The organism is Nocardia sp. BMG51109 (genome assembly GCF_000526215.1).
In the GTDB taxonomy this organism is placed as follows: domain Bacteria; phylum Actinomycetota; class Actinomycetes; order Mycobacteriales; family Mycobacteriaceae; genus Nocardia.
In genome coordinates this window covers 5,021,378-5,047,627 of sequence record NZ_JAFQ01000004.1, presented here as the reverse complement: position 1 = coordinate 5,047,627, position 26,250 = coordinate 5,021,378, and the positions used below count along the sequence as shown (strand labels likewise).

The following is a 26,250-nucleotide window of genomic DNA, read 5'->3' as shown; positions in this document are numbered from 1 at the left end:
GGCGCCGGTGTCGCCGGTACTGGATAGATGCCGGATTCGGGACCAACGGCCGCATCCGACCGGGAGGCATCCGGCGCACAGTGGAGGACGCGGGTGCATACGCACAAGTGAACTACACGGTGCATCCGAGATTTGCCAGTACTTCGACGGGAACTGTCATGGGCGACGACAACTTCGGCATATCACTCTCCGCGGTGCACGTGAGGTGGTCGGCTTCCGACAGTGCGTTCGAAGCGATCTCCGACCAGTTTCCCGGGCTCGCCTACACCGACGGTGGATCCGCGATCGCCGCGATCGACGGGCTCATGGACCTGATCCGGCGTGCGCACGGCCCCGGCAACCGTGCACGCGACGCGGAGCCCGCCGGGAAGCGCGGCCCTGGCGCCTCCGCACCCCCGCCGAAGCCCCGGCCACACCACGACCGCCGGAAGCGGCCGGCCGCCGACCACCAGATTCGGAACCGGCTCTCCCAGCTCGACTGAACCGAGCCCGCCGATGCGGGGCCGAGTTCACGGTGTCGCGTAGACGACGAGAACCTGCTCGGGGGCATCGGCCACGGTGAAGGCCGCGTGGGTCAGGGTCAGCACGCCGCGGGAGGGATGGCGGATCTGCTTGCTGCCGGCGCGATTCGTGGCGATGTCGTACCGCGGCCACCACGCCTCCGCCTCGGCGCTACCCGCGCGCAGTTGCCCGGCCAGCCGCGCGAACCGATCGTCCCCCGGATGCCGTCCCGCGTTCGCCCGGAGCCGGGCCAGCACCGACTGCGCCACCGCCTCCCAGTCGACCAGCACCCGCCGGGCCTCCGGATCGAGAAATACCCAGCGCGCCAGGTTCGGCGAGCCGGCGGCGGAGCGGACGAGCCCCGGAAACAGTTCGGCGGCCGCGGCGTTCCATGCGAGGACGTCGGTGGTCACTCCGGTGATGTAGGCCGGGGCGGGATCGAGAAGTTCGGGCACCGCGGCGATCTCGGCGGACACGACCTCGGCGGCGGAACCGGCGGACGACGAATCGGTGGCTCGCTCGCCACCGGCGCCCGCGAGCGCGCGCAGATGGGCGCGCTCATCGGCATCGAGCCGCAACGCATTCGCGATCGCCGCGAGAACCTGATCGGACGGATGCACATCGCGCCCCTGCTCCAGGTACGCATACCAGGTGGTGCTCACACCCGCCAGCACCGCAAGCTCCTCCCGTCGCAGCCCGGGCGTCCGCCGCCGGTCCGAACCGGGCAGCCCCACCTCCCCCGGACCGGTCCGCTCCCGCCGCGCCCGCAAGAACGCACCCAACTCGCGCCGCCGCGCGAGCCCCGCGTCCCGCTCGGCGCTCATCCTGGCACTCCCGGTTCCACGATCACACAGCTCTGGATACCACCCCGGGGTGCGAGTGGACTGGCCGGCATGAAGGCATGGCAGATGATTACCCCCGACAGCGGGCTGCACCTGGCCGAAGTGCCCGATCCGCGGCTGCGCGGCGGCGGTGCGACGCTCGACGTCCTGGCCGCGCAGGTGCCCTCGTACACCGATGCCGTGGTGTCGGGCGGGCGCGGCGGGTTCCCGACGCCGATTGTGCTCGGTCCCACCGGGATCGGGCGGGTCACGGCGACCGCCGACGACGTGTTCGGCGTGCGGCAGGGCGATGTCGTGGTCGCCACCGCGCTGTTCCGGTCGGGTCGCGTGGCCGAGCCGGAGGAGGCGCTGCTGGGCTGGACCGGGCTCGGCGGGGACGGCCGCCCGACTCCCACCACCGACCGGATGCGCGACGTCTGGCGCGACGGCCTGTACGCCGAGCGGGCGCTGCAACCCGAGCGGACCCTCGTCGCCCTGCCCGGTGCGGACGGCTACCCCGTCGAACGGCTGGCGTTCCTGCCCTGGCTCGGCATCGCGGCAGAGGCGATCGACCGGGCCGGCGTGCGCGCGGGGCAGGTCGTCGCGGTGGTCGGCGCGACCGGGCAACTCGGTGCGGCGGCAGTCCTCGTCGCGCTCGCCCGGGGCGCCGCCGCCGTCGTCGCGGTCGGTCGCAACCGCGCGTCGCTCGACTCGCTCGCGGGCATCGATCCGCGCGTAACGCCCGTGCCGCTGACCGGTGACCGCGGCGTGGACGGACGGGCGATCGCGGCGGCCGCCGGACCCGTCGACGCCGTGGTCGACACGCTCGGCGCCGTTCCGAGCGCGGATCCGACGATGGCCGGCTACGACGCGATCCGACCGGACGGCAGCTGGGTCCTCGTCGGCGGTGTGCGACAAGACCTTCCGATCCCCTACGGCGACTTCATGCACCGGCGGCTGACCCTGCGCGGCTCCTGGATGTGCCGCGACACAACCCTTCTCGAACTGTGGTCGATGGTCCGCGGCGGCGTCATCGACCTGTCGCACCTCCGGGTACGCACCGTCGGACTGGACGACCCCGCCGCCGCTCTCACCGCGGCCGCCGCCTCCCACGCGCTGGATATAGTCGTCCTCCTCCCCTGATCGCCGCCTCCCACAGCATTACATCGCGCCGGTGCCGACGAGTCGGGCCGCTCGGTGGGCGGGGAGAGTAAAGCCGTGCCGGGCGTGGACGTTCCAGGCGTGGCAGAACCCAGCCGGATCGTGGCCCGCTTCGAATACCCCATGGTGTCCGGTGGTTGCCGTAGGGCCTGCCGGGCACCGGCTCGGATACGACCGGCGCCGGTGGACGGGTGCACATGAGCCGCTTCCGTCCGCCGGCGCCGGCGAGTCAGGCTCCCAGCATGCGGATCTTGGTGTTCACCGTTTCGGCCTCGGCGGTCAGTTCGGACAGCTCGGGCTCGGCACCGACATGTTCGATGAGTTCGCCCCGGGTGATCAGGGGCATGCCACCCGTGCCGTCCTCGGCGCCGGAGTCGAGTCCGATCCGGCCCTCCCGCAGCACGAGCCGACTGCCGGGGCCACCGACCTGGAGCAACTGACGCAGATCCGACTCGGTGACAACTGACTGCGGTTGCGTATCGGGGTTCATGTCCGGCGGATGCCCACCGGAAATCGAGAGAAACCACAGATCGCGGCCGCATCCCTTTCGATAAGGACCTTTGTCACAACGAGGGCGACGAAGGTCTGCCGTTCGGCACAACGGCTCGTTTCGACCCGGATTCGCTGTTACGTTGCTCTCGCGACGACCGGTCGGGGGTAGCCGCACCCGGGCTCGCCGGGTGACTGAGAAATACACCGACGAGGAATGTCGTGATGACCGATTCGCATCTCCGGAGAAATCTCGGCGCCGGCCTGCTGGGCGCCGCATTCGTGCTCGCGCTCACCGCGCCCGCGGCGTCCGCCGACCCGCTCACCGACCTGCTGTGCAATTCCGGTTCGGCGCAGTTCTGCCCGCCGCCCGCCGGTCCGCCAGGACCCCCGCAGTCGGCGTACTACAAGAACTGCGACGAGGTTCGGCAGGCGGGCAAGGCCCCGCTGTATCGCGGCCAGCCGGGCTACGCCCCGCACCTCGATCGGGACGACGATGGAATCGCCTGCGAATAAGGCGAAACCGGCACCGCTCCGATGCGAGGGGTCAGTCCCGCGGCACGCCACCGCTCTGGCCGAGTCCCGGTCAAAAACCTTCTATCAGTGTTGCTGTCAGCCAAATACGTTGCGGGCATGCGAATAACGAGAATTGCCACGTTCACCGCGGCCACGATTGCACTGGCGGGAGCGGCTATGGCCGCAACTGCTCTCCCCGCTGCCGCAACTGTTCTCCCCGCTGATGCCGCTGCCCCGTTCACCCGGACATCCAACCCACTCTGCTTTCGCGGCATCTGCAACGTGGGACCGTACGACACGCGAGAAGACTGTCAGCAGAGCCTGGACGACCATGCCCAGGACAACGTTCCCATCGTGAGGGGATGCGAGGGGGGTACCAGCGGAGGGGCCTGGTTCTTCCAGATCATGGTTCCGATATAAGGTCAGAGGTCGGCGAGCTGCGGGACGGCCGGGGCCATGGCATCGATCCACGCGGCCGGGGAGCCGGTCGTCGGGATGATCATCACGGCGTCGACGCCGAGGGCGGCGTAGTCGGCCATGCTCCGGACGAACTCGTCGCGGGTCTCCGGGCTCGGCCGCGGGTTGTTGGCGGTGATCGTCTTGCGGATCTCGCCGTAGTCGCGCCCCACCTCGTCACAGTGCCGCCGCAGGACCTCGAGCTTGTGCCGCACGTCCTCGGGCGAGGTGCCGAACAGGTTGCAGGCGTCGCCGTACTGCGCGACCAGCCGCAGCGTCCGGCGCTCGCCGCCACCGCCGATCAGCACCTTGGGGCGGCGGATCGGCTGCGGCGAGCAGAGCGTCTCGGCCAGCTGGTAGTACTTGCCGTCGAACGGCCCGTTGTCGGCCGGATCCCACATCTGCGCGCAGATGCGCAGCGTCTCCTCCAACCGGTCGAACCGCTCGCCGGTCGGCGGGAACGGCACACCCAGCCCGCGGTGCTCGCGCTCGAACCAGGCCGCGCCGAGGCCCAGCACGGCCCGGCCCCCGGACAGCACGTCCAGGGTGGTGACGATCTTGGCGAGCAACCCCGGATGCCGGTAGGTCACGCCGGTCACCAGCAGGCTGAGGTCGATGCTCGATGTGTGCGCGGCCAGATAGCCGAGCGTGGTGTAGCCCTCCAGCATGTTCGACTCCGCCGGAAGCCCGGTCGGCTCGATCTGGAAGTAGTGATCCATGAACGACAGCCAGGTCGCGCCGGACGCTTCCGCCGCGGCGCCGACCCGGGCCAGCTCGCCGGCGATGGCCGTGGTGCCACCGTCGATATCGAAGACCGGTACGTGAAAACCGAGTTCCATCAAGGACTCCCGCTGCTGTGTCGACAACTTCACCAGGAACGCTACGACTTGGAGTTCGCTCCAGGTCAATAGCTCTCCGACGCATCGGGATCAGCTGACAGCGAACACGAGCCGGGGCCCGAACAGGCGGAGTACGACCCCGGCCCGCACTCGGTGTGCCGGACCGGCTCGGACGGTCGGCACCGCGCTGCCAGTCGCCGCAGACCGCCTACCTAGGGTGCCGGAACACCAGCACCAGCCGCCCCCGCACTCCACCGGCCTCGAGCAGGCGGTGCGCCTCGGCGGCCTGTTCGGCAGGAAAGGTGCGGGCCACCCGCAACGTCAGAACGCCTTCTCCCGCAAGCCGGCTCAGCTCGCGCAGTGCCGCGGAATCACGCACGTGGTCCGTGACCATGACGTAGTCGAGGTCGATACCACGTTCGGATTCGACACCACCGGTCAGCACGGGCGGGCGCAGCGCGACGTAGGAGCCGTTGTCGCGGACGGCGGGCAGCACGGCCGCGCCCAGCAGCGCACCGTCGATCACCGCATCGACGCCCGACGGGAAGTGTTCGCGAATACGCCGTGCCACATCACTTCCGCGCTCGACGACGATATCGGCACCGAGATCTTCCACCAGCTGCCGGTCGGCCGCCGAGGCATCGGCGAGCACCGTGAGCCCGGCATGCTTTGCCAGCTGGACGACATAACCGCCCACCGCACCCGCGGCACCGGTCACCGCGACGGTCCGCGCGGACCCGATCGCGTCCAGAGCGATGCGGGCCGTCAGACCGTTCATCGGAAGCGTCGCGGCCGCAACCATATCCGCGCCCTCGGGAATCGGAGCAACCGAATCATCGGAGACGACAATCCGTTCCGCGTAGGCCCCGCCACCCTCGAGGACCGGCTTGGTGACGGCGACGACCCGGTCGCCGACCCGCCAGCTCGAACCCGGCCCGGTCTCGTCGATCACACCGGCCGCATCCCACCCCGGCACATACGGCGGTTCGACATCCCGATACCGATCGTGCGCCTGCCCCGACCGAGTCACCACATCCGACGGATTCACCGTCGCGGCCTCGACCCTGATCCGCACCTCACCGGCCCCCGCATGCGGTTCCGGCACCTCGACGCCCCGCAACACCTCGGGCCCGCCCGGTTCCTCGAATCCGACAGCCAGCATCACCACTCCCATCCGTCACCAGCCCCCACTCGGGCAACCCCGGCCCATGCGGCACTGTTCCCGGGATCCGGGACCGTACGCGGCACCCGCAGTATGAGCCTCCTCTCCGACAAGCTCCCTGCCCGCGAACTGGGGCACCCATCACGATGACCGACCGCCCATCGGAAATTCGTGCAGAACCTGACGACCCGTCATGAGTTTCCGATGGGAACCTCGCCGAGAGACCGCACTCGGCCCTGGCGCAACCCGACGCTCAAACCGAACTCGCCGGAGCCGACGAGGTCCGGCGCGTCCTCGCGCAGCAGCCTGAGGAATTGCGGAAGGCCATCCAGCAACCGAAGAGGAGAGACCGGTGAACGAGCCGGTTCCGACCGTAACATCTTCGCACGCAGGGATTTTCGTCCGGCTGGGACAACTATCGCACTCGCGATCTCTGATCACCCCGGCACGTAATCGTAGCCGTCGTCGAGGTTTCGGGCGGCCGTACGTCCTTTGAGCGTGAGCTTATAGAACTCGCCACGTCCGACAGCGAAGCCGCATCTCACCATCCAATACAGGGTTCGTGTAACAGATCCCACGTGGCCGATATCCAGTCTTCTCTGCAATTTGTCAGCCGTATGCGCCCGGCCGTCGTCCATTGTCTCGAATATCCGGCGCTTGTGCGGAGAGAATGCATGGTTACCGTTCGGGAGAGACGACATGGCAGACCTTTCGTATCGACATCATCGTCGGTTCGGCCACAGGACGGCCCACAGCAGGATTACGAGCGGGATGGCTACCGCGAGGACCCACAGGACGGTCATACGTTCACCCTCCAACGGGCGAAACTCATTCTCGGACAGACAGTTTCGATATCCGCAACATGCAGGACAGCGTTCAGCGTGAGCGGGTCCAGGTGCTCGGGTGACGGAACGATCAGCGCGTCCACATCGGAATCGCGCACGTGATCGGCGAGAGGCACCAGCGATGGCTCCTCCCACAGCACGAAGAAGCCGAGGTGCTTGGCAAGCCGCTGTACCTGGGCTCGATCCCACACAGGTGATGTGCTGACGCTCGTGTCTATCCATCCGAGCGCAGTCGGCCGGAATCCCATCGCGCCTGACCTTCCTGTGGGGCTGGCTCGGGTGCTGGATGGCATCCGCTGTGGAGGACCCCGGCGCGCGGTTGGTCGCAGGGTTGGGGCGGCCGGTATCGACTCCACAGCGGAGCCACCAACTACCCTGGTCGTGACCCATAGGAGACGGAAGCGCGATAGTGTTCGGTAGTGTTCGCCAAACACGAAGTGACCGGACAACTACTGCGTGAGCTGCGCATGGTGGCAGGCATCGGCCTGCGTCAGATGTCGGGAAAGATCCACTATTCACCGGCGTACATATCCGAAATCGAGAGCGGCAAGCGGCCCGTCTCTCCGGGTGTGGTTGACGCATACCGCCGAGTACTCGGCAACGATTCGGCGTTGGATGTGGACAGGCTGGTTGCCACGGTGGCCGATCCGTCGTCAGCTGGAAGCTCAGCGCTGGAAGACATCTCGGTTGTTCTCGAGCGGACCAGACGTCTCGAGGACCGCGTGGGGGCCGCGCTCGTCACTCCAGCCATTCGCGGATTTGACAGTGTCGCAAGGGCTTTGGCTCCTGCAGGAGGCTCATCTCTCGCTGCGGAGGTTGCCACCTATCGAGGTTGGCTCGAACACGTGGCAGGACGCTATACGACCGCCGACAAAGTGTTGTCCGACGCTGCGAGACTCGCTGAAGACGCCGACGGCACCCTGTACGCGCACGCTCTGAGCTTCCGCGCCTACAACGCCTGGCATCAGGGTGATATAGGTGGTGCGCTGGACGTCAATGAGGCAGCGATACAGGTACCACGCGCACACCCCTCATTGCACGCCTACGACATCTATCAGCGAGCCGAACTACTCGCGGCGAGCCGAGACCACACCCGGGCGTACCGAGCGCTCCACAGGGCCGACAGGGCAGCGGAAGCACTCGACGGTATCGAGCCCCCGGCTGACGGGTACTGGTACGTCGACGGTTTCTGGGGCGTGCAACGCGGCGTAGTGCTGGCACTGCTCGGGAGGCAGGCCGAAGCCGTACGGGAAGCCACAGCGGGGGTCGCTGCTCTGCCGTCGGAGTTCCGGCGAGCCGAATGGCTGGGCATCATGCTCGACAGGATCGACCCGGAGATGTCGGTACCCGGCTAGGGGTGTAAAGCTCGACTACCGAATACACCGTCGGCACGGTGGCGGAGATGACCGGCGTCTCGATCCGGGTGCTGCACCACTACGACGAGAGCACCGGTCCACGTTTCCGGCGGCCCGGAATGACCCGCGATCAGTTCTGGCGCGGCAGCAGTTCGGTGGCGAACCGGTCGATGAACTCGTCGATCGGCTGCGGCCCCACGGATCCCACGACGAACTTGGTGAGTCCGGCTTCCAGGTAACCGTCGATCAGGCGATGCAGCTGCGGCCAGCTGCCCGCGATCAGATCGCCCAGGTCGACGCCGGGCCTGCGGCGTCCGATGGCCGAGGCCAGCGCGTCGGGGATGCCGCCCTCGGCGAGGACCAGGCTGGTGCCGAAGTGGTCGGCCTCGATCTCCCGGCCCGCCTCGGCGGCCGCCGCCTCGATCGCCTCCCGGCCCTGTTTCGCCTCGCCGGGAGTCAGGAAGCTGCCGAGCCAGCCGTCGGCGAAACGGCCGATCCGCCGGAACGCGGCGGGTGCGGCACCGCCGAGCCAGATATCGAGCCGCCGGGCCGGAGGCACCCGGACACCCTCGACGGTGAAGAACTCCCCAGAGAACGCCTCGCCGCCCTCCAGCACCTCGCGCAGCACCCGCAGCGATTCGTCGAATACCTTGCCGCGCTGACCTTCCGGCACCGGGAACAGGTCCCGCTCCGTCGGCTGCGCGGGTTGCAGCCCGAACACCGGCAGCACCCGCTTGGGCGCCAGCGCGGCGAGCGAGGCGAGTTGCTTGGCGACCAGCACCGGATGGCGGCCCGGCAGGATCGCCACCGAGGTGCCGACCTTCAGCCGGGTCGTGCGCGACAGCGCGTACGACATGCCGACCACCGGATCGACCGACTCCGAGTACACCAGTTCCGACAGCCACAGCGAGTCGATCCCCGCCGCCTCGAGCCGGTCCACGACGTCCGCGAACTCGCCGGGCCCGTTGTTCGAGCCCAGTCCGACACCGAAACGAACCTTCATCCCAACACTCCCGATGCTCATCCGCGCCGGCCGCGCAGGTAGTCGCGGACGACGGCGGCGCCGAGCCCGTCCAGGTCGGGCGCCACCACGCGGCCGCCGCTACGCCGCGCCACCAGGTCGACGAACGACGCCAGCCGCGGATCCTCGCCCAGCATGAATACCGTCACCGAGGCGCCCAGCTTGGCGAGCGCGTCGACCTGGGCCATCGTGACGCCCAGCGTGCGCGGTTCCGGCGGCCAGTTGAAGTACGCCTCGCCGTCGGGCTCCAGGTGCGCGGTGGGCTCGCCGTCGGTGACGACGAGCACGACCGGCACCGCGTCGGGATGGCGGCGCAGGTGCCGGGCGGCCAGCAGCAGCGCGTGGTGCAGGTTGGTGCCCTGCGCCCAGACCGCTTCCAGCGCGGTCAATTCGCCGATCTCCACGGTCTCGGCGTGGCGGCCGAAGGTGATCAGGCTCAGCGCGTCGGAGCGGAATCGGGTGGCGATCAGGTGGTGCAGGGCCAGCGCCGTGCGCTTCATCGGCACCCAGCGGCCGTCCTGCACCATCGACCACGAGGTGTCGACGCACAGCGCCACGGCCGCGCGGGACCGCTGCTCGGTCTCCATGATCTCGACGTCCGAAACGTCCAGCGCGACACCGCGACTGCCCGTCGACGCCGACCGGAGCACCGCGTTGCGGACGGTGCGCGGCACGTCCCAGGGTTCGGTGTCGCCGAATTGCCAGGGGCGCGTGGAACCGATCGGCTCGCCCGCCGCGCCGGCCAGGGCGGTGTCCCGCTCGCCGCGCCGGGATCGCAACTGCCCGATCACATCTCGCAGCGCCGTCTCGCCGAGCCGGCGCAATGCCCTGGGCGTCAACCGGAGCGAGCCGTCCGGCGCCCGTTCGAACAGCCCCTGGCGGCGCAGCTCACGCTCCAGTTCGGCCAGCCGGGCGGCGTCCACGCGGGCGTCCTCGCCGAGCTGGCGGGCCAGCGCGTCCAGGTCGATGTCCTCGAGCCGGGCGCCCGGGTAGGACTGGCCGAGTTGCTCTGCGAGGGCATCCAATTCGGCGAGATCCTGCAGCGCCTGCGCGCCCTCGCCGAGGCCCAGCGGGTCCTGGCCGCGGAAGCGCTGCGACGACTCCCAGTCCTCGCCCGGGCGCAGCGCACGCAGGTTGGCGTCCAGCGCCGACACCTGTTCGGCGATCCGCGGATCGCCGAATGCCTGGCCGGTCAGCTCCATCAGTTCCGCGCGCTGCTCGTCCGACATCGAATTCATCATGCGCTGCGCGGCGGCGGACCGGGCGGCCAGCGCGTCGATCAATTCCTCGGTGTTGCGGGGGTTTTCGGGGAAGAACTCGCCGTGCTCGGCCATGAACTCGGCGAACTGCTGTTCGGTGTCGTCCCCGCGCGCGTGCGCCGCCAGCAGGTCGTTCAGGTCCGACATCATCCGCCGGATCCGCTCGACATCCTCCGGCGACGTGTTCCGCAGGGCCTGCTTCATGCCCTGGAAGCGGGACTCCATGAGATCGCGGCCCAGCAGGTCGCGGATCTTCTCGTAGTTCTCCCGGCCGGTCTCCGAGCGCCACGGGTATTCGGACAGCTCGGTGACCGCGGCGGCCGTGCTCGACGGCAGCGCGTCCAGCCGCGCCTCGGCGAACCGGGCGTCGTCGGACGGATCGGGGAACAGCGCGCGCCGCTCGGCCTCGAGCGCCTCGTCGAGCAGGTCGCGGATCTGCTGCAGCGAACCGTCCAGCCGGTGCCGCCGGGAGATCTCCGAGCGGCGCTGCCACAGCCGACGGGTCAGCTCGTCCAGACCGCTGGTGTCGCGCATGCCGCGCCGGAGCAGCTCCTCCAGCGCGGAGCGGGGCGAACTGCCCTCCATCACGTCGCGGCCGACCTGGTCGAGGGCCTCCCGCAGGTCCAGCGGGGGCGCCAGGGGGTCGGGGCCCTCGTGGTACGGGCCGTACGAATAACGGTCGGGGATCGTCATGACACCTCACCAACACCAGCGGCGGATTTCGCGCGCATCCGGCCGTCGTCCGAATCCCTCTCCGGGCCAAGGGGTTCGGACATTCGCGGAGTTCCGGTCACTGCCCGTACACTCACTGCCCGTACACCGTCGTGCCGTCATCGGAATCCTTGGCGATCCGCCGGGCCAGGTACAACGACTCCAGGCCGAACTCGACGGCCGCGGCGATGCGGGCGGGCGAGTCGTCGGCGCCCGCCCCCAGCCGTTCGGCGACCTCGTGCAGGACCGGCAGTTCGGGCAGCGCCGAGAGCACCTCCCTGCCGGGCACGCGCTCGCCCGTGGTGACCATGCGGCCGTCGCCGACCGCCTCGGCCAGCGGGCGCAGGTCCAGTCCGCCCAGGCGGTCGCGCGCCGTCTCGGCGAACGCGCGGCGCAGCAGATGGGTGAGGTGTTCCTGCTCGCGTCCCTCCTCGCCGGATTCGAACTCCAGCTTGCCGCGCAGCACCGCGGGCACCGACTCCAGATCGACGGGGCGGGCGACGGCGGGCCGCTCGCCCGTGATCGCCGAGCGGCGCAGGGCGGCGGCCGCCACCGTCTCGGCAGCGGCGACGGCGAACCGCGCGGACACGCCGGACCGCTGGTCGATGGCGGCCGACTCGCGCAGGTGCCGCACGAACCGGGCGAGCACCTCGATCAGCGGATCGCCCACCTCCGCCACCAGATCCGCCTCCTGGCGGACCAGATCCACCTCGGCCTCGATACCGAGCGGATAGTGCGTGCGGATCTCCGCGCCGAACCGGTCCTTGAGCGGCGTGATGATCCGGCCGCGGTTGGTGTAGTCCTCCGGATTGGCCGTCGCGACGAGCAGCACGTCCAGCGGCAGGCGCAGGGTGTAGCCGCGCACCTGGATGTCGCGCTCCTCCATCACGTTCAGCAGCGCGACCTGGATGCGCTCGGCGAGGTCGGGTAGCTCGTTGATCGCGACGATGCCGCGGTGCGAGCGCGGCACCAGCCCGAAGTGGATGGTCTCCGGATCGCCCAGGCTGCGGCCCTCGGCCACCTTCACCGGATCGACGTCGCCGACCAGGTCGCCGACCGAGGTGTCGGGGGTGGCGAGCTTCTCCGCGTAGCGCTCCGAGCGGTGCCGCCACGCGACGGGCAGGTCGTCGCCGTACTCCCCGGCCAGCCGGCGGCCCGCCGGGCTGATCGGGTCCAGCGGGTGCTCGCCCAGTTCGAGGCCCGCGATCACGGGCGTCCACTCGTCGAGCAGGCCGGCCAGCGTGCGCAGCAACCTGGTCTTGCCCTGGCCGCGCTCGCCCAGCAGGACGACGTCGTGCCCGGCCAGCAGCGCCCGCTCGAGCTGCGGCAGGACGGTGCGGTCGTAGCCGACGATGCCCGGCCACGGATCGCCGCCGGAGCCCAGCAGCGCCAGCAGGTTCTCGCGGATCTCGGTCTTCACGCCCCGCGGCTCGTGGCCGGCGGCGCGCAGCTCGCCCGCGGTGCTGGGCAGGTGTTCTGGAACAGTCACGATATCGACGCTACGACGATTCGGCGGTCCGGTCGACGTGGAGTTACTCCAGTTACATGCCGGAAAACAGGTTGACAGCGGAAGTAACAGACGGCACGTTCAGCCGAGTTCGTCCACCAGATCCCGCGGCGCCGCCTGCCGCCAGGAATCGGCGACGATCGCCTCCAGCTCCTCCCGATCGTCGAGGGCGGCCAGGCGCACCCGCACCCACGCGTTGTTCGCCTCGTGGGCGGCGATCCAGAACTTGGCCGGTTCGGCCACGACCAGCTCGTCCCGGTCGACGATCGGGCAGCGGACCGCCATCGAGGTCTCGTTCTCCGGCAGGGTGAGGAACAGCTTGCCCGCGACCCGGAAAATCGGCATCCCCCAGGCGAATTGCTCCGTCGTGCCCGACAGCGACAGGGCGAAGGCGCGGACATCCTCCGCGGTGACACTCATGGAGCCGAATCCTGCCAGGCCCGGCGGGATCCGGCGGCGACACCTACCCGCGCAGCCGGTAGACCCGGTCGGGAACGTCGGCGACGTACTGCGCCCAGGTCCGGGTGCCGTCGGCGTGATTCGGGCAGGTGTTGTCGCCGGCCCGGAAGGCGCAGGCGACCTTGCCCGTCATCGGCAGGCGCACCACCCGCCGCGGCCCGCCCCGCCGCTCCCGCCACGCTTCGGCCAGCTGCCCGAGGGTCAGCACCTCCGGGCCGCCGAAATCCGCTGCGTGGCCGACCGGTTCGCCGTCGATCAGCTCGACCACCCGGGCCGCCACGTCCTCGGTCGCCACCGGCTGGAAACGGAAGTCCAGCGGCAGCGGCGACACCGGCAGCCGCTCGACGCCGCGCAGCACCGCGCCGATCAGGTCGTGGAACTGGGTGGCCCGCAGAATCGTGTGCGGCACATCACTTTCGGTGATCAGGTCCTCGCACGCGAGCTTGTTGCGGTAGTACCGGAACGGAATCCGATCGATCCCGACGATGGACACGTACAGCAGCTGGCGCACACCCTTGGATTCCGCCAGCAGGTTGCGCGTCTGCGCGAGATCCGGTTTCCCGAACCGGCGGAAGTCCGACGCCGCGTGCACGATCAGGTCGGCACCGGCCGCGGCCTCCCGCACCCCCTCGCCCGTTGTGAGATCGCCGACGTGCGTGCCGGCGCTCGCGCGCCGCGACAGCACCCGGACGTCGTGCCCGTTGCCTCGCAGTCCGGTCACGATGTGCTGTCCGAGGGCGCCGCTTCCGCCGGTGACGAGAACCGTGGTCATGCGTCATGCCTACCCCGGCGCCCCGTGCACCACACCCATCGGGGCAGACGAACCGGCGCGACTGTGGTTAGCTGTGAGGTCATGAGCGAGCGCATCGAGCGAATCATGAAACACGGAGTCCCGACACGCCGAGTCATGAAACATGATGCGCCGGTGCGCATGCCGAAGCAGCTGTTCGGCGAGGCCCGTTCATGAGCACTCCCCTCGCCGACCTTCCCGAGGAGTACCTCCCCCGCGATACCGCGGATGTCGTCCGCACCGTGCGCGATGCCCGCCCGCAGCCGCTGACCGTCCGCGGCGGCGGCCACACCGAACACGGCGAGGACGAACTCGAGCCGCCCGATCACCGCATCGTGCTGTCGCTGCGCCGGATGAACCGGGTGCAGGCGGTCGACGCCGACGCACGGCTGGTCCGGGTGCAGGCGGGGGCGCGGCTGTCCGATATCGACCGCACGCTCGCCGCGCACGGGCTGGGGCTGCCCATCGTCGGCGACCACCGCGAGATCACCGCCGGCGGCTTCGCCGCGGTCGGCGGGCTCAGCGCCGCCTCGCACCGCTACGGCATGTTCAGCGATAACGTCGTCGCCCTCGAATACGTCGACCAGGACGGCAGATTCGGCACCTGCGGCCGCAACCACCACGCCGACCGCTTCCGCCGCATCCTCGGCGGCGCCGGCCGCACCGGTATCATCACCGCGCTCACGCTGGAGGCCGTCGAGGTCGACAAGGACCACACCTGGCTGGCCTCCGAGGCGCACCGCTTCCTCGACTTCGACACCTTCGTCGAGCACTCGGCCGCCGAGATCGAGCAGCCCGGCGATTCCCTGCTCCAGGTCGGGCGCTGGGTCGACACCGCGCCGCTGCGGGTGTCGCGGCCGGTCGGCACCGGGCACGTGCAGCTGGGCACCGTCCGGTTCGGCCAGTGGTCGAGCCTGCACCCGACCACCGCGACGCCGTCCCTGAAGGCCCGCCGCGAGCTGGGCTCCCGGGCGCGAAAGTCGCTGGGCGCCATCGCCTCCGCCGCCCGCGGCCCCGCCGGGATGCCGGTGCGCAACGCCGCCGCCGGTGCGCTGATGTTCGCGCCGAAGGTGCTGACGCTGCGGGATGCCGAGTACCTGGCCGATACGGTGATCACCTCCGCCGAGCGCGGCCCGGCCTGCCGGGTCGCGGTGTTCGCGCCGCTGTCCACCTACACCGCGGTGTTCCACCGACTACACGACCTGTTCACCGAGTATCGCGAGCGCAGCGGCTGCTTCACCGTCATCTCCGCCATGACCTACGGGGTGCGCTCGCCCTACCTGCGCGAACTCGCCGGCGAGGACCACGGTTTCCTCACCTTCACCTGCCGGGTGCGCCCCACCGAGACCTACACCGGCAAGACCGGCACCCCGGAACTGCTGCGCGAGATCGACGCCGAGATCGAGGACATCTGCCGGTCCGAACGGGCCCGCCGATACGACTCCGACTGAAGTCCGGACACAGCACGGCAGCCCGGACACAGCACGGCTACCCGGACACAGCACGGCGCCCCGGCCGAATCCGGCCGGGGCGCCCGCGTGAACTCCGTGAGTCAGTGCTTCTCCGGGCCCAGGTGGTACTCGAACACCAGGCCCCCCACCGCGACCAGAACGCAGATCACGCCGAGACCGATCAGCCACGGCTGGAAGAACGCGAACCCGATGGCGGTCACCGAGGCGGCCGCCGCGATCAGGATGGGCCAGAAGCTGCCGGGCGAGAAGAAGCCCAGGTCGCCGGAGCCGTCCGCGATCTCGGCGTCCTCGTAGTCCTCCGGGCGCAGGTCGAGGCGGCGCGCCACGAACCGGAAGTAGGTGCCGACGATCAGGGTCAGGCCCGCGGTCAGCACGATCGCGGTGGTGCCGGCCCATTCGACGCCGGTGCGCGACTGTGCGGTGAAGATGGCGTAGACGACCGCCACGATGATGAAGAACACCGTGAGCAGCTCGAAGATGCGTGCTTCGACCTTCATGTCAGTTCATTCCTCACTTGCCGTCGGCCTGGGAAGCTTCGCGCGCCGTGCGCTTGGTGTCGAACGGATGCGTCACCACCGCCACCGGCGATTCCCCGATGCTCGACAGCGCCTCGGCGTTGGTCGCGCCGCGCTCTCGTGCCTGCAGGTAGCGGTCGAACTTGTCCGGGGACACGGCCCGGACCTCGAAGTTCATCATCGAGTGGTAGGTGCCGCACATCTCCGCGCAGCGGCCGACGAAGGCGCCCTCCCGCTCGATCTTGGTGATCTGGAAGGTGTTGTCGGAGTGGTTTTCCTTCGGGTTCGGCATCACGTCGCGCTTGAACAGGAACTCCGGCACCCAGAACGCGTGGATGACGTCGGCCGACGCCAGCTGGAACTCGACGACCTTGTTGGTCGGCAGCACCAGCACCGGAATCTCCTGGCTGGAGCCGATCGTCTCGACCTTGTCGTAGTTCAGGTAGGTGGTGTCGTTGGCGGGCAGGCCGTTGTTCGGACCCGGTCGCGGGTGGCCGTCGACCTTGCGCTCCTTGTACTCCTCGATGATCTCCTGGTTCAGGCCCTGACGCTCCTGGTCCACGCCGTCGTAGACCTGGCCGTTGCCCTGTACCGCCTTCTGGTAGCCGAACTTCCAGTTCCACTGGAACGCGGTCACATCGACGACCACGTCCGGGTCGCCCGTCTTCTCGTGCACGTAGTTCTGCACGACGACGGTGAAGTAGAACAGCACCGCGATGATCACGAACGGGATCGCCGTGTAGGTCAGCTCCAGCGGCACGTTGTAGCCGGTCTGCCGGGGGAACTCCGGCGAGCTCGACTTCTTGCGGTGGAAGGCGACCGTCCAGAAGGTCAGGCCCCACACCAGCACGCCCATCGCCAGGGCGGCGATGACCGACCACGTCCACAGCTCCCGCATCCGGGTCGCCTGCGGGGTGATACCCGTGGGCCAGCCGAACCGAAGCACGGGGTTGTCGATCGAGCAACCCGAGACGAGCAGCACGGTGATCCCCATGGACACCGCCAGCCCGGCCCGCCGAAGGATGCGGCCCCGTCCGCCGGAGGTAGAGCCCCCGCCGGGGCGTGCCCCTATCGCTTCGCTCGCCTTGTGCGCCACGCTCAACGCCTTCCTGGTCGTCTCTCCGACTCGCCGCCGCCGGTGTGGGCCGGACGGCGGCTGTTCAGCACGTTCGGGCCGCCGCCGGCGGCCGTGCGCAACGCGCGGTCCATCCGGGGAGTTCCCGAGTACTACGCAGCGTAGACCAAACCGGGTACCTCGTTGTGCCCGGGTCGCATTCGACACACCGGGAAGACGCCGACGACCTCCGGATAATCCGCCGACCGCGCTGTCCGGTGCCCCGCCGGACCCTCCGGCGCACGCGCACCCCTCGGCCCGCGCACCCGCGACCCCGGTACGGCATACTCGGAGACTGGGTTTCGCTCCTCCCGCCCGACCCCGATCCCGGAAACGAGGTTCTCGACGCAGTGTGTGGACTGCTCGGATTTCTGTCCGCCGACGTGGCTCTGCCGGTCGACGAGAGTGTGCCAGCCGACGGGAGTGTGCCAGCCGACGGCGCTGTGCCAGCCGACGGAGCGACGGACAACGTCGTACAGCAGGTCTACGACGCCTTGCAGTGCGGGCGCCATCGCGGCCCGGACGAGCGCGGCACGTGGCACGACGAGCACATGATCCTCGGCTTCAACCGGCTCTCGATCATCGATATCGAGCATTCGCACCAGCCGCTGCGCTGGGGCCCGCCGGAGAACCCGGAGCGGTACGCGCTGGCGTTCAACGGCGAGATCTACAACTATCTGGAACTGCGGGAGCAGTTGCGCGCCGAGCACGACGCGCGGTTCCGCACCGAGGGTGACGGCGAGGCGATCGTCGCCGCCTACCACCACTGGGGCACCGAATCGTTCGCCCGGCTGCGCGGAATGTTCGCGTTCGCGATCTGGGATACCGAGACCGAGCGGCTGGTCGTCGCGCGCGACCCGTTCGGCATCAAGCCGCTGTTCCTGGCCACCGGCCCGAACGGCACCGGCTACGCCAGCGAGAAGAAGAGCCTGCTGGAACTGCTCGGGGCGCTGGGCCTTTCCGACGAACTCGACGTCCGGGCGCTCGAGCACTACACGGTGCTGCAGTACGTGCCCGAGCCCGAATCGCTGCACCGCACCATCCGCCGCCTGGAATCCGGCTGCTTCGCCACGCTCGGTCCGGGCGAGACCCCTGAGATCACACGGTATTTCGAGCCGAAGTTCCGGGTGGTGCCGTTCGGCAAGCCCGGCGACGACACACCGCAGAACCGGCGCGCGGCGGGGGTGCACACCAACACCGCGGAGGCCCGGTACCGCCGGATCGCCGAGGTGATGGAGGATTCCGTCGCCAAGCACATGCGCGCCGACGTCACCGTCGGATCGTTCCTGTCCGGCGGCATCGACTCGACCGCCATTGCCGCGCTGGCGATCCGGCACAATCCGAACCTGCTCACCTTCACCTCCGCCTTCGAGCGGGAGGGGTACTCCGAGGCCGACGTGGCCGCCGAGACCGCGGAGGCGATCGGCGCGAAGCACTACATCCGCACGGTGAGCCCCGCCGATTTCGCCGCCGCCATTCCCGAAATCGTCTGGTATCTCGACGATCCCGTGGCCGATCCGGCGCTGGTGCCGCTGTATTTCGTGGCCAAGGAGGCGCGCAAGCACGTCAAGGTGGTGCTGTCCGGGGAGGGGGCCGACGAGCTGTTCGGCGGGTACACGATCTACCGGGAGCCGTTGTCGCTCAGGCCTTTCGAATATCTTCCGAAGGGCGTGCGCCGGCTCGCGGGCAAGCTGTCGGACCGGATCCCGGAGGGCACCCGGGGCAAGAGCCTGCTGCATCGGGGCTCGCTCACGCTACAGGAGCGCTACTACGGCAACGCCCGCAGCTTCAACGACGCGCAGCTGCGCGCGGTGCTGCGCGAGTTCCGGCCGGAGTGGACCCATCAGGACGTCACCGGCCCGATCTACGCCAAGCAGGATGCCGGCATGGATCCGGTGGCGCGCATGCAGCACCTGGACCTGTTCACCTGGCTGCGCGGCGACATCCTGGTGAAGGCCGACAAGATGACCATGGCCAACTCGCTGGAGTTGCGGGTGCCGTTCCTGGACTCCGAGGTGTTCGCGGTCGCCGAGCAGATTCCCTACGACCAGAAGATCACCAAGGAGACCACCAAGTACGCGCTGCGCCGGGCGCTCGAGACGATCGTCCCGCCGCACGTCCTGCACCGGCCCAAGCTGGGCTTCCCGGTGCCGCTGCGGCACTGGCTGCGCGGCCCGGAACTGCACGACTGGGCCGCCGCGCAGATCGCCGACTCGCAGACCGACCACCTGCTGGACAAGTCCGCGATCAAGGCGATGCTGGAGGCCCACCGGTCCGGTGCGGCCGACCACAGTCGCCGCCTGTGGACGCTGCTGGTGTTCATGATCTGGCACGGCATCTTCGTCGAGAACCGGATCAAGCCGGAGATCCAGGAGCCGACCTACCCGGTCCGGCTGTAGGCCCGCCCTCGTAACCCCGAAGCCCCTGGACAGGGCGGTTACTGTCGAGGCATGTGCAGAAACATCACCGCCCTGCGCGGTCTGGAGCCCGCCGCGACGCCGGAGGAGATCCACGCGGCCGCGCTGCAGTACGTCCGCAAGGTCGGCGGCCTGGCCGGCATCTCCGCCGCCAACCGCTCGGCCGTGGAGGCGGCGGTCGCCGACATAGCGGCCGCCACCACCCGCCTCCTGGAAGACCTCCCCGACCGCAAGGTCCCCCCGAAATCCGTCCCGCCGCTGCGCCGCCCCGAGGTGCGCGCCCGCATCGAAGCGCGTGGCTGAGCGGATCCGCAGACGACCTCCTGATATCATCGATATCAGGAGGTGGAAGCCGTGACAGACATATTGATCCGGGATATCCCCGACGCGGCGATCGAGGAGGTCGATCGGCGCGCCCGGGATGTGGGGCTGTCGCGCAGCGAGTTTCTCCGGCGCTGGATCGCCAGGGATTTCCAGCCCAGTATCCCCGTCGGCAAGGACGATCTCAGGCGCCTCAGCGAACTGGCGAAAGATCTGAACGACCCCGATGTCATGGGCCGTGCATGGTCGTGAGCAGCCGTCCATGGTTGATCGACAAGTCCGCTCTCGTACGACTCGGGCAGTCTTCCGATGCGCACGAATGGGCGGCGCGGATCGAGCGTGGCGTCGTACGGATCGCCACCGCAACGCTGCTGGAGACGGGCTACTCCGCGCGCTCCGCGACTGATCTCTCCGCGCTTCTCGACCTGCCGCCGGTGGCTCGGATGCCGGTGGAGTACCTGACACCGGCAGCGGAAGACCGAGCCGTCGAGGTGCTGCGCGCCCTCTCCGATCGCGGGCACCACCGTGCACCATCGATCCCGGATCTGTTGATCGCCGCCATCGCGGAACAGGGCAGGCTCGTTGTCCTGCACGCCGACAAAGACTTCGAGATCATCGCCGAGGTCACCGGTCAGCCGGTGGAGCGACTGCTGTTCGACACGGAATGAGCGCGGCGGCGCTACGGCCGACAGGCGAGCACGGCCGCGGCGCAGACGACGGCCAGCTCCAGGGCCGCGCCGAGCACGTCGCCGTTCAGGCCGGCGAAGCGTCGTACGCAGTGGGCTACCAGCAGCCAGGCGACGATCAAGGCCACGGCGACCGCGAGTACACCCTGCCAGGGGTACTCCGGTGCCGCGAAAATGCCTGCGGCGAGGGCGATCACCGAGCAGGCGGCGACCGTGAACGCTGACTGTGTACCGGCGACCAGCGCACCGAATCCCGCACCCGGTGCGGCCTCGACACCGCGGCGGCAGGCCAGGACGACCGCGACGCGGCCGGTCGCGACCGCCAGCGCGATGGCGAACCAGCGGCCGTCGTCGGCGAGCGCCGCGAAGGCCAGGGCCTGGATGCCGACCACGAAAATCAGCGCGGCCACCCCGAACGGCCCCGCGCCGCCGCTCTTCATGATCTCGCGGGCTCGCTCGGGCGGCCCGTAGCTGCCGAGGCCGTCCACCGTGTCGGCCAGCCCGTCCAGATGCATGCCCCGGGTGCCCAGGGCCAGCGCCCCGACGGTCAACAGTCCCGCCAGCCCGGAAGTCGTTCCGGCCGTGGTGAACACCCACATCAAGCCCGCCGCGACACCACCGAGCACGATCCCGACGAGCGGCGCGAACGCGATCGCCCGGGCCGCCCCCGCCCGATCCACCGCCTCCGGCCCCCGCACCGGCAGCACCGTCAGCCAGGACACCGCCAGCCGAATCCCGTTCACCGGCACCGGCTCCGGCACGTACCGGCCGTCGAATCGCCGAGCCGGCCCCACAGCATGAGCCGATGCTCGTCGACCACGTGGATCGGTATCGACCTACCGCCGCCGACGCGAACCGTCCGGCAGGCAGAGCCGCCTACTCGGCCGGTATACGCCCCAGGGAGACCGGGGACGCGTTGCCTGCCACGGATGTGGGGCGATGGAGACCGTGATGCGTCTCGATACCCCCGCGGCTGCTGTGCCTCCCGGGCTGCGATCCCGGCACCCGACGCCCAGTGCGATGCCGGACGTGTCGATGTCCGCGAACCGGATGCCGTTCGCCGCGCACACGGCGATGGCTCGATCGGCACGGACCGGTCCCGCCGCAGCCACGGGCAGCGGGTACGGGGCCGCCGGTCGACGCTCATCACTTCCCCGGTCAGGGCGCCACTTCGGCGGGAGTGTCGGCCCCGGCGGTGCTCACGCCCGCGTCGGCGAAGGTGGCCATATCTGCGAGGGCGGAGACCGCGGCGCGCAGGATGGGCAGGGCGGTCAGGGCGCCGGAGCCTTCGCCCAGGCGCATGCCCAGATCCACCAGCGGTTCCAGGTTCAGCCGGGTGAGGGCCTGGGTGTGGGCCGGTTCGGTGGAGCAGTGGCCCGCCACCCACCAGGATCTCGCGCCGGGGGCCAGCATGTCGGCGAGCAGGGCGGCGGCGGTGATCACCACGCCGTCCAGGATCACCGGGGTGCGGCGGGCCGCGGCCTGGGCGAGATAGCCCGCGGCGGCGGCCAGATCGGCGCCGCCGGCCACGCGCAGCAGCGCGACCGGATCGTGGCGGTGCGCACGGGCGCGCCACATGGCGTCCCGGATCGCGGCGAGCTTGCGCATCCATCCGGCGTCGTCGACGCCGGTGCCGCGGCCGACCGCCACCACCGGCTCGGTGTCGGTGACCGAGGCGATGAGAACCGTTGCGGGCGTGGTGTTCCCGATTCCCATATCGCCCGCGATCAGCAGATCCGCGCCGCCGTCGATCTCCTCGTCGGCGATGGCCTTGCCGGCCGCCAGCGCGGCGTGCACCTCGGCCTCGGTCAGCGCGTCCTCGCGGTCGATGCTGCCGCTGGCGCGGCGCACCTTGTGCGCCGAGACGGCCGGGTCGGTGTCGCCGTCGACGGCGATATCCACCACCCGCACGGACGCGTCCGCCAGCCGCGCCAGCGCGTTCACCGCCGCTCCCCCGCCCAGGAAGTTGGCGACCATCTGCGCGGTCACCTCGCTGGGATAGGCCGAAACCCCGTGCCGCGCCACACCGTGATCGCCGGCGAACACCACCACCCGGGCCCGCTGGAACTGGTGCGGCGGGCACACGCCCTGACAGGCCGCGACCCAGTTCCCCAGCGCCTCCAGCCGCCCCAGCGCACCGGCCGGCTTCGTCAGCTCCAGCTGCCGTTCCTCGGCCCGGGTCCGGGCCTGGGCGTCGGGTGCGGTCACCGGGCCGAATGCGGGTGCGGCGCCGGCTGTTCCGGTAGTCCGGGCACTCTCGATGCCGGAACCGGAGCCGGTCGCCGACGGCCCCGTCGAAGACCCCGCCGCGTCGCCCGCGGATCCGGGTACCCCGGCCGAGGACTCGGCACCGGTCACAGGCGAGGATTCGGCACCGGTCACAGCCGAGGATTCGGCACCGGTCGCAACGGACGCCGCGTTCCCCGCCGTCTCGCCGGGCTTCCGCGACGCGGCCGCAGGCTCCGGTGCTCCGTCCGCGGATGTCGTGAAACCCGCTGCGGCAGAGGATGTTCCCGCGGCCGCCGCTCCCCCGGGATCCGCATGCCCCGACCCCGCCTCGCGCGGTTGGCCCGTCCCGTCGCCCACGGCGGTCGCCGCGCCCGCCGCCACCGGCCCGGCGAGAGCGCCTGCGCCGGTACCCGGCCGATCGGTTCCGCCCGCGGTCGCCGCCGGCCCGGCGACAGCGGCTGCGTCCGCCCCCGGCTTGATCCGGGTCGGCAGGCCCGCGACCACCAGGTACACCTCGTCGCACACCTCGGCCAGCCGCTGGTTCAGCTCGCCGATCTCGTCCTGGAACAGCCGGCCCGAACGGGTCGCGGGGAGAACGCCGAGCCCGGCCTCCGGGCTCACGATCACCAGCCGGTCCCGGTAGCCCGAGACGACCGCGACCAGATCGTCGGCATCGGGTCGCACGGTGCCGCGCGGCAGCTCCCATGCCTCGCGCGCGTCGATGCGCCCGGTCAGCCAGGTACCGAGATCGTCGATCAGCGTCACCGCCGCCGGCTCGGCAAGCACCGCCACCGGATCACCTTCGACGACGTTCCACACCCCGGGCCGCCGAACCCGATGCGCCGCAATCCGTTCGGCGAAGTCGGCATCCGACGGATCCGGCACCGCGGTCGCCACGTACCGCACGGCCCCGGCGCGCCCGGCCAGTCCTTCGGCAAAAGCCGACTTCCCCGACCGCGCTCCACCGAGGACCAGCGTCCGCACAGCTCGCGCGCTCGCAGCATCGTTCACCACGCCAGAACGGTACCAACAGGACTCCCTCGCCCGGCCACCAACGCACGCTCGGGCCCCCGCCCGGACGACGCTCGCACAGGATGTGACAGCCCGCGATCGGCGATCGGTGATGTGCGACGCGCCGGGCGACAGCGCAGGCCGGACCCGTCCTCGTCGAATCGAACCGGCAAGCCCGGTCATCCGCAGCCGAGATCGCTCCGCGCCCCGGCCCGGTATGTCGCCTTCTCCGACGAATCCGGGCGCCCCGTGGCGGCATCCGGTCACCGAGTCGGATGATGGCGTCCCCGAGTGCCCACAGCCGGGCCGGACGATCCTGGCGCCGAACGCCGCGCACCGGCGCAGGTCCAGCGGCCACCGAAGCGGCACCACCACGCCGACGTCCAGTACGCGCGAACGAAGCGTGCGCCGTCGTCCGGGACATGTCGGCTGCACGGCGAGGCGGTGCATCGCCGAGAGAATTCCGCATGACAAGTCGCGCATCACCGACCGCTACGTGGCCGACGTGTTCATGGCGCGCACCAGTGCCGGTGAGACGCGACCACCGATCGTGAGACGCAACCGCCGGCGGCTCAGCTCCCGAAGCGGCGGCGGTATTCCGTGGGGGCGATGCCGACCAGGCGCTGGAAGTGGTGGCGCAGCAGGGCCGCGGAGCCGAAACCGGAACGGCCGGCGATGGTTTCCAGGTCCAGGGTGGTGTCCTCGAGGAGCTGCTTCGCCAGCAGAACGCGCTGGTTGGTGAGCCATTTGACGGGGGTGGTGCCGGTCTCGGCGGCGAAGCGGCGGGCGAAGGTGCGCGTCGACATGGCCGAGCGCGCGGCCAGGTCCTCGACCGTATGCGGCAGCTCGAGGTGCCGGTCCATCCACAGCAGCGTGTCCCGCAGGCCGTCGGAGGTGCATTCCGGCACGGGGCGCTCGATGAACTGCCGCTGGCCGCCGTCGCGCTGCGGCGGCACCACCATCCGCCGGGCGATCTTGTTGGCGACGGCGCTGCCCAGTTCGCGCCGCACCAGGTGCAGGCAGGCATCGATGCCGGCCGCGGTGCCGGCGCTGGTGATCAGGTTCCCCTCGTCGACGAACAGCACGTCCGGGTCGACGGTGGCCGACGGGTAGCGCTCGGCGAGCTTTCCCACGTGCCGCCAGTGCGTGGTGCATTTACGCCCGTCCAGCAGTCCGGCCGCCCCGGCGAGAAAGGCGCCCGAACAGACCGTGAGCACGGTGGCCCCCGCGTCGACGGCATCCCGGACGGCCCGCAGCACGCGGGGATCGAACTCGTAGTCCTCGGCGACCGGATAGGCGGGCACCGTCACCAGGTCGGCGTCGGCCAGTTCGTCCAGGCCGTACTCCGGAGTCACCGTGATGCCCGGTGAACTACAGCGCAACGGCACACCGGGTTCGGTGCCGCACACCCGGAAGTCGAAGCCGGGCAGCCCGTCGTCGCGGCGGTCCAGCCCGAAAACCTCACAGAGAACGCCGAATTCGAACATGGCGACGTTATCGCAGAGCACCGCGGCGACCTTGGACAGCATGCAGTCAGTCTACGTGGCCGAATATTTACGAACAATGTCGCAACTGCCACTGGTGGCAGGAAGTCTGTGGCAGAAAAATTACTGCCATGCTGACCTTCCTGCTCTCCTTCCTGTTCATCCTCCTGATCGGGCTGGCCGTCCGGGTGTTCCTCCACCACGGAATCGCTCTTCCCCCCACGGGTTCCAGCGATATCGACGACCGCGACGCGCAGCGCATCGACATCGAGCTACAGGCCATCACCGCACTGCGGCAGTCCCGATGAGCAGGCCCGCCGGAACGAGCAGCCTAGACCGAGTCCCCGGCGCCGACGCGCGGCTTGGGCGCGCGCATGCGGCGGATCTGCGAGGCGCGCACGAAGGCATACCACCCCAGCGACCACGGGGAGCTGGTGTCGTCCGGAAAGCGTTCGCGCACCCGGCGATTGATGGTGCGGCCGATCAGGAACCCCTCGCCGGCCATGAACACCATCATCACGAGCATGGCCAGCGTGACGTAGGCCTGCACGGCGGGCGTCAGGAACATGGTCAGGATCAGCAGCAGTGCCAGCGGCATGAACAACCCGACCAGATTGCGGCGCGCGTCCACCAGATCGCGCACATAGGCGCGCACCGGGCCGCGGTCGCGCGGTAAGAGGTACTTGTCCTCACCCGCCAGCATCCGGGCGCGCCGGTCGGCGGCGGCCGCGCGCCGATCGGCCGAGGCCGCCTTGCGGTCGGCACGTGTGCCGCGGTTCGCCTTGCGGCGGGCGCGGGCCTCCTTCGAGGTCATCGGCGCCGGCGCGATGGGGCCGCGGCGCTTGCCCTCGGCATCCCGGCGCTTGGGGGTGGGCCGGCCCTTCCCGGCGGTGGCCGTGGCGGCCGGCCGGTCCGAGGCGTCGGCCGCGCCGCCGGACTCCCCGACCGGATCGGCCGAGGTCTCGTCGGCGAGGTCGTCGGTCTTACTTGCATCGCCGCGGCGGAGGAACTTCACGCCGACCAGGCTATTCGATGGCATACCGCCCGGGAAATCCGGTTCGCCGAGTTGGTGTGCCGAATCTCATCCACAACTGTTCACCGGCCGCTAA

26 protein-coding genes and 1 pseudogene are annotated in these 26,250 nt (G+C 70.1%); 10 read left to right on the top strand and 17 right to left on the bottom strand.

Annotated features, from left to right (window positions below; translation table 11 throughout):
- Window positions 1-158 precede the first annotated feature (158 nt).
- The gene (locus tag D892_RS0124225; protein WP_024803709.1) at window positions 159-482 is read left to right on the top strand and encodes a hypothetical protein; all 324 of its coding nucleotides are present in this window, start codon (window positions 159-161) and stop codon (window positions 480-482) included.
- 27 nt (window positions 483-509) lie between these two features.
- Here the strand turns inward: D892_RS0124225 and D892_RS0124220 are convergent, their stop codons facing one another.
- The gene (locus tag D892_RS0124220) at window positions 510-1,325 is read right to left on the bottom strand and encodes a helix-turn-helix transcriptional regulator (protein WP_024803708.1); all 816 of its coding nucleotides are present in this window, start codon (window positions 1,323-1,325) and stop codon (window positions 510-512) included.
- An 84-nt stretch (window positions 1,326-1,409) separates the two neighbouring features.
- Between D892_RS0124220 and D892_RS0124215 the strand changes: the two genes are divergently transcribed.
- The gene (locus D892_RS0124215; protein ID WP_198036982.1) at window positions 1,410-2,465 is read left to right on the top strand and encodes a zinc-binding dehydrogenase; all 1,056 of its coding nucleotides are present in this window, start codon (window positions 1,410-1,412) and stop codon (window positions 2,463-2,465) included.
- A 247-nt stretch (window positions 2,466-2,712) separates the two neighbouring features.
- On the opposite strand, the gene D892_RS0124210 is transcribed toward D892_RS0124215, so the two are convergent.
- Window positions 2,713-2,973, bottom strand: a complete 261-nt coding sequence (locus tag D892_RS0124210) for a hypothetical protein (RefSeq protein ID WP_024803706.1) — start codon at window positions 2,971-2,973, stop codon at window positions 2,713-2,715.
- Between the two features lie 224 nt (window positions 2,974-3,197).
- Here D892_RS0124210 and D892_RS0124205 point away from each other — a divergent pair, with 224 nt between their 5' ends.
- Complete coding sequence (locus D892_RS0124205) at window positions 3,198-3,488, top strand: excalibur calcium-binding domain-containing protein (RefSeq protein ID WP_024803705.1); 291 nt, start codon at window positions 3,198-3,200, stop codon at window positions 3,486-3,488.
- Window positions 3,489-3,910: 422 nt separating this feature from the next.
- Here the strand turns inward: D892_RS0124205 and D892_RS0124200 are convergent, their stop codons facing one another.
- The 3 genes from D892_RS0124200 to D892_RS0124185 all read right to left on the bottom strand — a co-directional run bounded on the left by D892_RS0124200 (window position 3,911) and on the right by D892_RS0124185 (window position 7,038).
- Window positions 3,911-4,783: an LLM class F420-dependent oxidoreductase gene (locus D892_RS0124200; RefSeq protein WP_024803704.1), complete on the bottom strand. Its 873-nt coding sequence runs from the start codon at window positions 4,781-4,783 to the stop codon at window positions 3,911-3,913.
- Between the two features lie 208 nt (window positions 4,784-4,991).
- Window positions 4,992-5,945: an NADP-dependent oxidoreductase gene (locus D892_RS0124195; RefSeq protein ID WP_024803703.1), complete on the bottom strand. Its 954-nt coding sequence runs from the start codon at window positions 5,943-5,945 to the stop codon at window positions 4,992-4,994.
- Window positions 5,946-6,744: 799 nt separating this feature from the next.
- Window positions 6,745-7,038: a hypothetical protein gene (locus tag D892_RS0124185; RefSeq protein ID WP_024803702.1), complete on the bottom strand. Its 294-nt coding sequence runs from the start codon at window positions 7,036-7,038 to the stop codon at window positions 6,745-6,747.
- A gap of 171 nt (window positions 7,039-7,209) precedes the next feature.
- Between D892_RS0124185 and D892_RS0124180 the strand changes: the two genes are divergently transcribed.
- Window positions 7,210-8,145, top strand: coding sequence for a helix-turn-helix domain-containing protein (locus D892_RS0124180; protein ID WP_232236154.1), 936 nt, complete (start codon window positions 7,210-7,212; stop codon window positions 8,143-8,145).
- A 130-nt stretch (window positions 8,146-8,275) separates the two neighbouring features.
- Here the strand turns inward: D892_RS0124180 and D892_RS0124175 are convergent, their stop codons facing one another.
- From D892_RS0124175 to D892_RS0124155, 5 genes are all read right to left on the bottom strand, one after another.
- Entirely contained in the window at window positions 8,276-9,148 is an 873-nt protein-coding gene (locus D892_RS0124175; RefSeq protein ID WP_024803700.1) for a TIGR03854 family LLM class F420-dependent oxidoreductase, read from the bottom strand.
- A 17-nt stretch (window positions 9,149-9,165) separates the two neighbouring features.
- Window positions 9,166-11,118 carry a VWA domain-containing protein gene (locus tag D892_RS0124170; protein ID WP_024803699.1) on the bottom strand — a complete coding sequence of 651 codons (1,953 nt, stop codon included), beginning with the start codon at window positions 11,116-11,118 and terminating at the stop codon, window positions 9,166-9,168.
- 112 nt (window positions 11,119-11,230) lie between these two features.
- Window positions 11,231-12,625, bottom strand: a complete 1,395-nt coding sequence (locus D892_RS0124165; protein ID WP_198036981.1) for a sigma 54-interacting transcriptional regulator — start codon at window positions 12,623-12,625, stop codon at window positions 11,231-11,233.
- Between the two features lie 99 nt (window positions 12,626-12,724).
- On the bottom strand, window positions 12,725-13,063 hold the full coding sequence (locus D892_RS0124160) for an MmcQ/YjbR family DNA-binding protein (RefSeq protein ID WP_024803697.1): 339 nt from the start codon (window positions 13,061-13,063) through the stop codon (window positions 12,725-12,727).
- Between the two features lie 43 nt (window positions 13,064-13,106).
- Window positions 13,107-13,874 carry an SDR family oxidoreductase gene (locus D892_RS0124155; protein ID WP_024803696.1) on the bottom strand — a complete coding sequence of 256 codons (768 nt, stop codon included), beginning with the start codon at window positions 13,872-13,874 and terminating at the stop codon, window positions 13,107-13,109.
- A gap of 191 nt (window positions 13,875-14,065) precedes the next feature.
- On the opposite strand from D892_RS0124155, the gene D892_RS0124145 reads away from it, so the two are divergent.
- Window positions 14,066-15,343 carry an FAD-binding oxidoreductase gene (locus D892_RS0124145; protein ID WP_024803695.1) on the top strand — a complete coding sequence of 426 codons (1,278 nt, stop codon included), beginning with the start codon at window positions 14,066-14,068 and terminating at the stop codon, window positions 15,341-15,343.
- 101 nt (window positions 15,344-15,444) lie between these two features.
- Here D892_RS0124145 and D892_RS0124140 read toward each other — a convergent pair whose 3' ends face one another.
- Together D892_RS0124140 and D892_RS0124135 are read right to left on the bottom strand one after the other, a co-directional pair.
- Entirely contained in the window at window positions 15,445-15,861 is a 417-nt protein-coding gene (locus D892_RS0124140) for a cytochrome c oxidase subunit 4 (protein WP_024803694.1), read from the bottom strand.
- Window positions 15,862-15,874: 13 nt separating this feature from the next.
- Window positions 15,875-16,873 (bottom strand): cytochrome c oxidase subunit II, encoded by a 999-nt coding sequence (locus tag D892_RS0124135; protein ID WP_084161205.1) that lies wholly within the window; start codon window positions 16,871-16,873, stop codon window positions 15,875-15,877.
- A gap of 470 nt (window positions 16,874-17,343) precedes the next feature.
- Between D892_RS0124135 and asnB the strand changes: the two genes are divergently transcribed.
- From asnB to D892_RS0124110, 4 genes are read left to right on the top strand one after another with little or no spacing between them, the layout of a single operon-like run.
- A complete protein-coding gene (gene asnB, locus D892_RS0124125; protein ID WP_024803692.1) occupies window positions 17,344-19,392 on the top strand; it encodes an asparagine synthase (glutamine-hydrolyzing) in 2,049 nt (682 codons plus the stop codon).
- Window positions 19,393-19,443: 51 nt separating this feature from the next.
- Entirely contained in the window at window positions 19,444-19,713 is a 270-nt protein-coding gene (locus D892_RS0124120; RefSeq protein ID WP_024803691.1) for a DUF2277 domain-containing protein, read from the top strand.
- Window positions 19,714-19,764: 51 nt separating this feature from the next.
- Window positions 19,765-19,983 carry a ribbon-helix-helix protein, CopG family gene (locus D892_RS0124115; protein WP_024803690.1) on the top strand — a complete coding sequence of 73 codons (219 nt, stop codon included), beginning with the start codon at window positions 19,765-19,767 and terminating at the stop codon, window positions 19,981-19,983.
- Window positions 19,974-20,399 carry a PIN domain nuclease gene (locus tag D892_RS0124110; protein ID WP_036567437.1) on the top strand — a complete coding sequence of 142 codons (426 nt, stop codon included), beginning with the start codon at window positions 19,974-19,976 and terminating at the stop codon, window positions 20,397-20,399. The genes D892_RS0124115 and D892_RS0124110 overlap by 10 nt, the downstream gene beginning before the upstream one ends.
- 11 nt (window positions 20,400-20,410) lie before the next feature.
- Here the strand turns inward: D892_RS0124110 and D892_RS0124105 are convergent, their stop codons facing one another.
- The 4 genes and pseudogenes from D892_RS0124105 to D892_RS42055 form a co-directional block, all read right to left on the bottom strand.
- Window positions 20,411-21,160 (bottom strand): adenosylcobinamide-GDP ribazoletransferase, encoded by a 750-nt coding sequence (locus tag D892_RS0124105; RefSeq protein WP_024803688.1) that lies wholly within the window; start codon window positions 21,158-21,160, stop codon window positions 20,411-20,413.
- Between the two features lie 415 nt (window positions 21,161-21,575).
- Window positions 21,576-22,679 carry a nicotinate-nucleotide--dimethylbenzimidazole phosphoribosyltransferase gene (gene cobT, locus D892_RS49700; protein WP_051499860.1) on the bottom strand — a complete coding sequence of 368 codons (1,104 nt, stop codon included), beginning with the start codon at window positions 22,677-22,679 and terminating at the stop codon, window positions 21,576-21,578.
- A 456-nt stretch (window positions 22,680-23,135) separates the two neighbouring features.
- Window positions 23,136-23,840: pseudogene (locus tag D892_RS49695) on the bottom strand (bifunctional adenosylcobinamide kinase/adenosylcobinamide-phosphate guanylyltransferase); the annotation flags it as partial.
- A 389-nt stretch (window positions 23,841-24,229) separates the two neighbouring features.
- On the bottom strand, window positions 24,230-25,186 hold the full coding sequence (locus D892_RS42055; RefSeq protein ID WP_036567436.1) for a helix-turn-helix domain-containing protein: 957 nt from the start codon (window positions 25,184-25,186) through the stop codon (window positions 24,230-24,232).
- Between the two features lie 86 nt (window positions 25,187-25,272).
- On the opposite strand from D892_RS42055, the gene D892_RS46990 reads away from it, so the two are divergent.
- The gene (locus D892_RS46990) at window positions 25,273-25,449 is read left to right on the top strand and encodes a hypothetical protein (protein ID WP_156959664.1); all 177 of its coding nucleotides are present in this window, start codon (window positions 25,273-25,275) and stop codon (window positions 25,447-25,449) included.
- A 23-nt stretch (window positions 25,450-25,472) separates the two neighbouring features.
- On the opposite strand, the gene D892_RS0124085 is transcribed toward D892_RS46990, so the two are convergent.
- The gene (locus D892_RS0124085) at window positions 25,473-26,156 is read right to left on the bottom strand and encodes a DUF3043 domain-containing protein (protein ID WP_024803686.1); all 684 of its coding nucleotides are present in this window, start codon (window positions 26,154-26,156) and stop codon (window positions 25,473-25,475) included.
- Window positions 26,157-26,250 lie beyond the last annotated feature (94 nt).

Excerpts from the sequence above, each read along its gene's own strand:
- D892_RS0124220 (WP_024803708.1), bottom strand. The coding sequence starts at position 1,325 with ATGAGCGCCGAGCGGGACGCGGGGCTCGCGCGGCGGCGCGAGTTGGGT.
- D892_RS0124170 (WP_024803699.1), bottom strand. The coding sequence starts at position 11,118 with ATGACGATCCCCGACCGTTATTCGTACGGCCCGTACCACGAGGGCCCC.
- D892_RS0124185 (WP_024803702.1), bottom strand. The coding sequence starts at position 7,038 with ATGGGATTCCGGCCGACTGCGCTCGGATGGATAGACACGAGCGTCAGC.
- D892_RS46990 (WP_156959664.1), top strand. The coding sequence starts at position 25,273 with ATGCTGACCTTCCTGCTCTCCTTCCTGTTCATCCTCCTGATCGGGCTG.
- D892_RS0124145 (WP_024803695.1), top strand. The coding sequence starts at position 14,066 with ATGAGCACTCCCCTCGCCGACCTTCCCGAGGAGTACCTCCCCCGCGAT.
- D892_RS0124160 (WP_024803697.1), bottom strand. The coding sequence starts at position 13,063 with ATGAGTGTCACCGCGGAGGATGTCCGCGCCTTCGCCCTGTCGCTGTCG.
- D892_RS0124215 (WP_198036982.1), top strand. The coding sequence starts at position 1,410 with ATGATTACCCCCGACAGCGGGCTGCACCTGGCCGAAGTGCCCGATCCG.
- D892_RS0124225 (WP_024803709.1), top strand. The coding sequence starts at position 159 with ATGGGCGACGACAACTTCGGCATATCACTCTCCGCGGTGCACGTGAGG.
- D892_RS0124195 (WP_024803703.1), bottom strand. The coding sequence starts at position 5,945 with ATGCTGGCTGTCGGATTCGAGGAACCGGGCGGGCCCGAGGTGTTGCGG.
- D892_RS0124175 (WP_024803700.1), bottom strand. The coding sequence starts at position 9,148 with ATGAAGGTTCGTTTCGGTGTCGGACTGGGCTCGAACAACGGGCCCGGC.
- D892_RS0124205 (WP_024803705.1), top strand. The coding sequence starts at position 3,198 with ATGACCGATTCGCATCTCCGGAGAAATCTCGGCGCCGGCCTGCTGGGC.
- D892_RS0124135 (WP_084161205.1), bottom strand. The coding sequence starts at position 16,873 with ATGGGGATCACCGTGCTGCTCGTCTCGGGTTGCTCGATCGACAACCCC.
- D892_RS42055 (WP_036567436.1), bottom strand. The coding sequence starts at position 25,186 with ATGCTGTCCAAGGTCGCCGCGGTGCTCTGCGATAACGTCGCCATGTTC.
- D892_RS0124155 (WP_024803696.1), bottom strand. The coding sequence starts at position 13,874 with ATGACCACGGTTCTCGTCACCGGCGGAAGCGGCGCCCTCGGACAGCAC.
- D892_RS0124140 (WP_024803694.1), bottom strand. The coding sequence starts at position 15,861 with ATGAAGGTCGAAGCACGCATCTTCGAGCTGCTCACGGTGTTCTTCATC.
- D892_RS0124200 (WP_024803704.1), bottom strand. The coding sequence starts at position 4,783 with ATGGAACTCGGTTTTCACGTACCGGTCTTCGATATCGACGGTGGCACC.
- D892_RS0124110 (WP_036567437.1), top strand. The coding sequence starts at position 19,974 with ATGGTCGTGAGCAGCCGTCCATGGTTGATCGACAAGTCCGCTCTCGTA.
- D892_RS0124120 (WP_024803691.1), top strand. The coding sequence starts at position 19,444 with ATGTGCAGAAACATCACCGCCCTGCGCGGTCTGGAGCCCGCCGCGACG.
- D892_RS0124210 (WP_024803706.1), bottom strand. The coding sequence starts at position 2,973 with ATGAACCCCGATACGCAACCGCAGTCAGTTGTCACCGAGTCGGATCTG.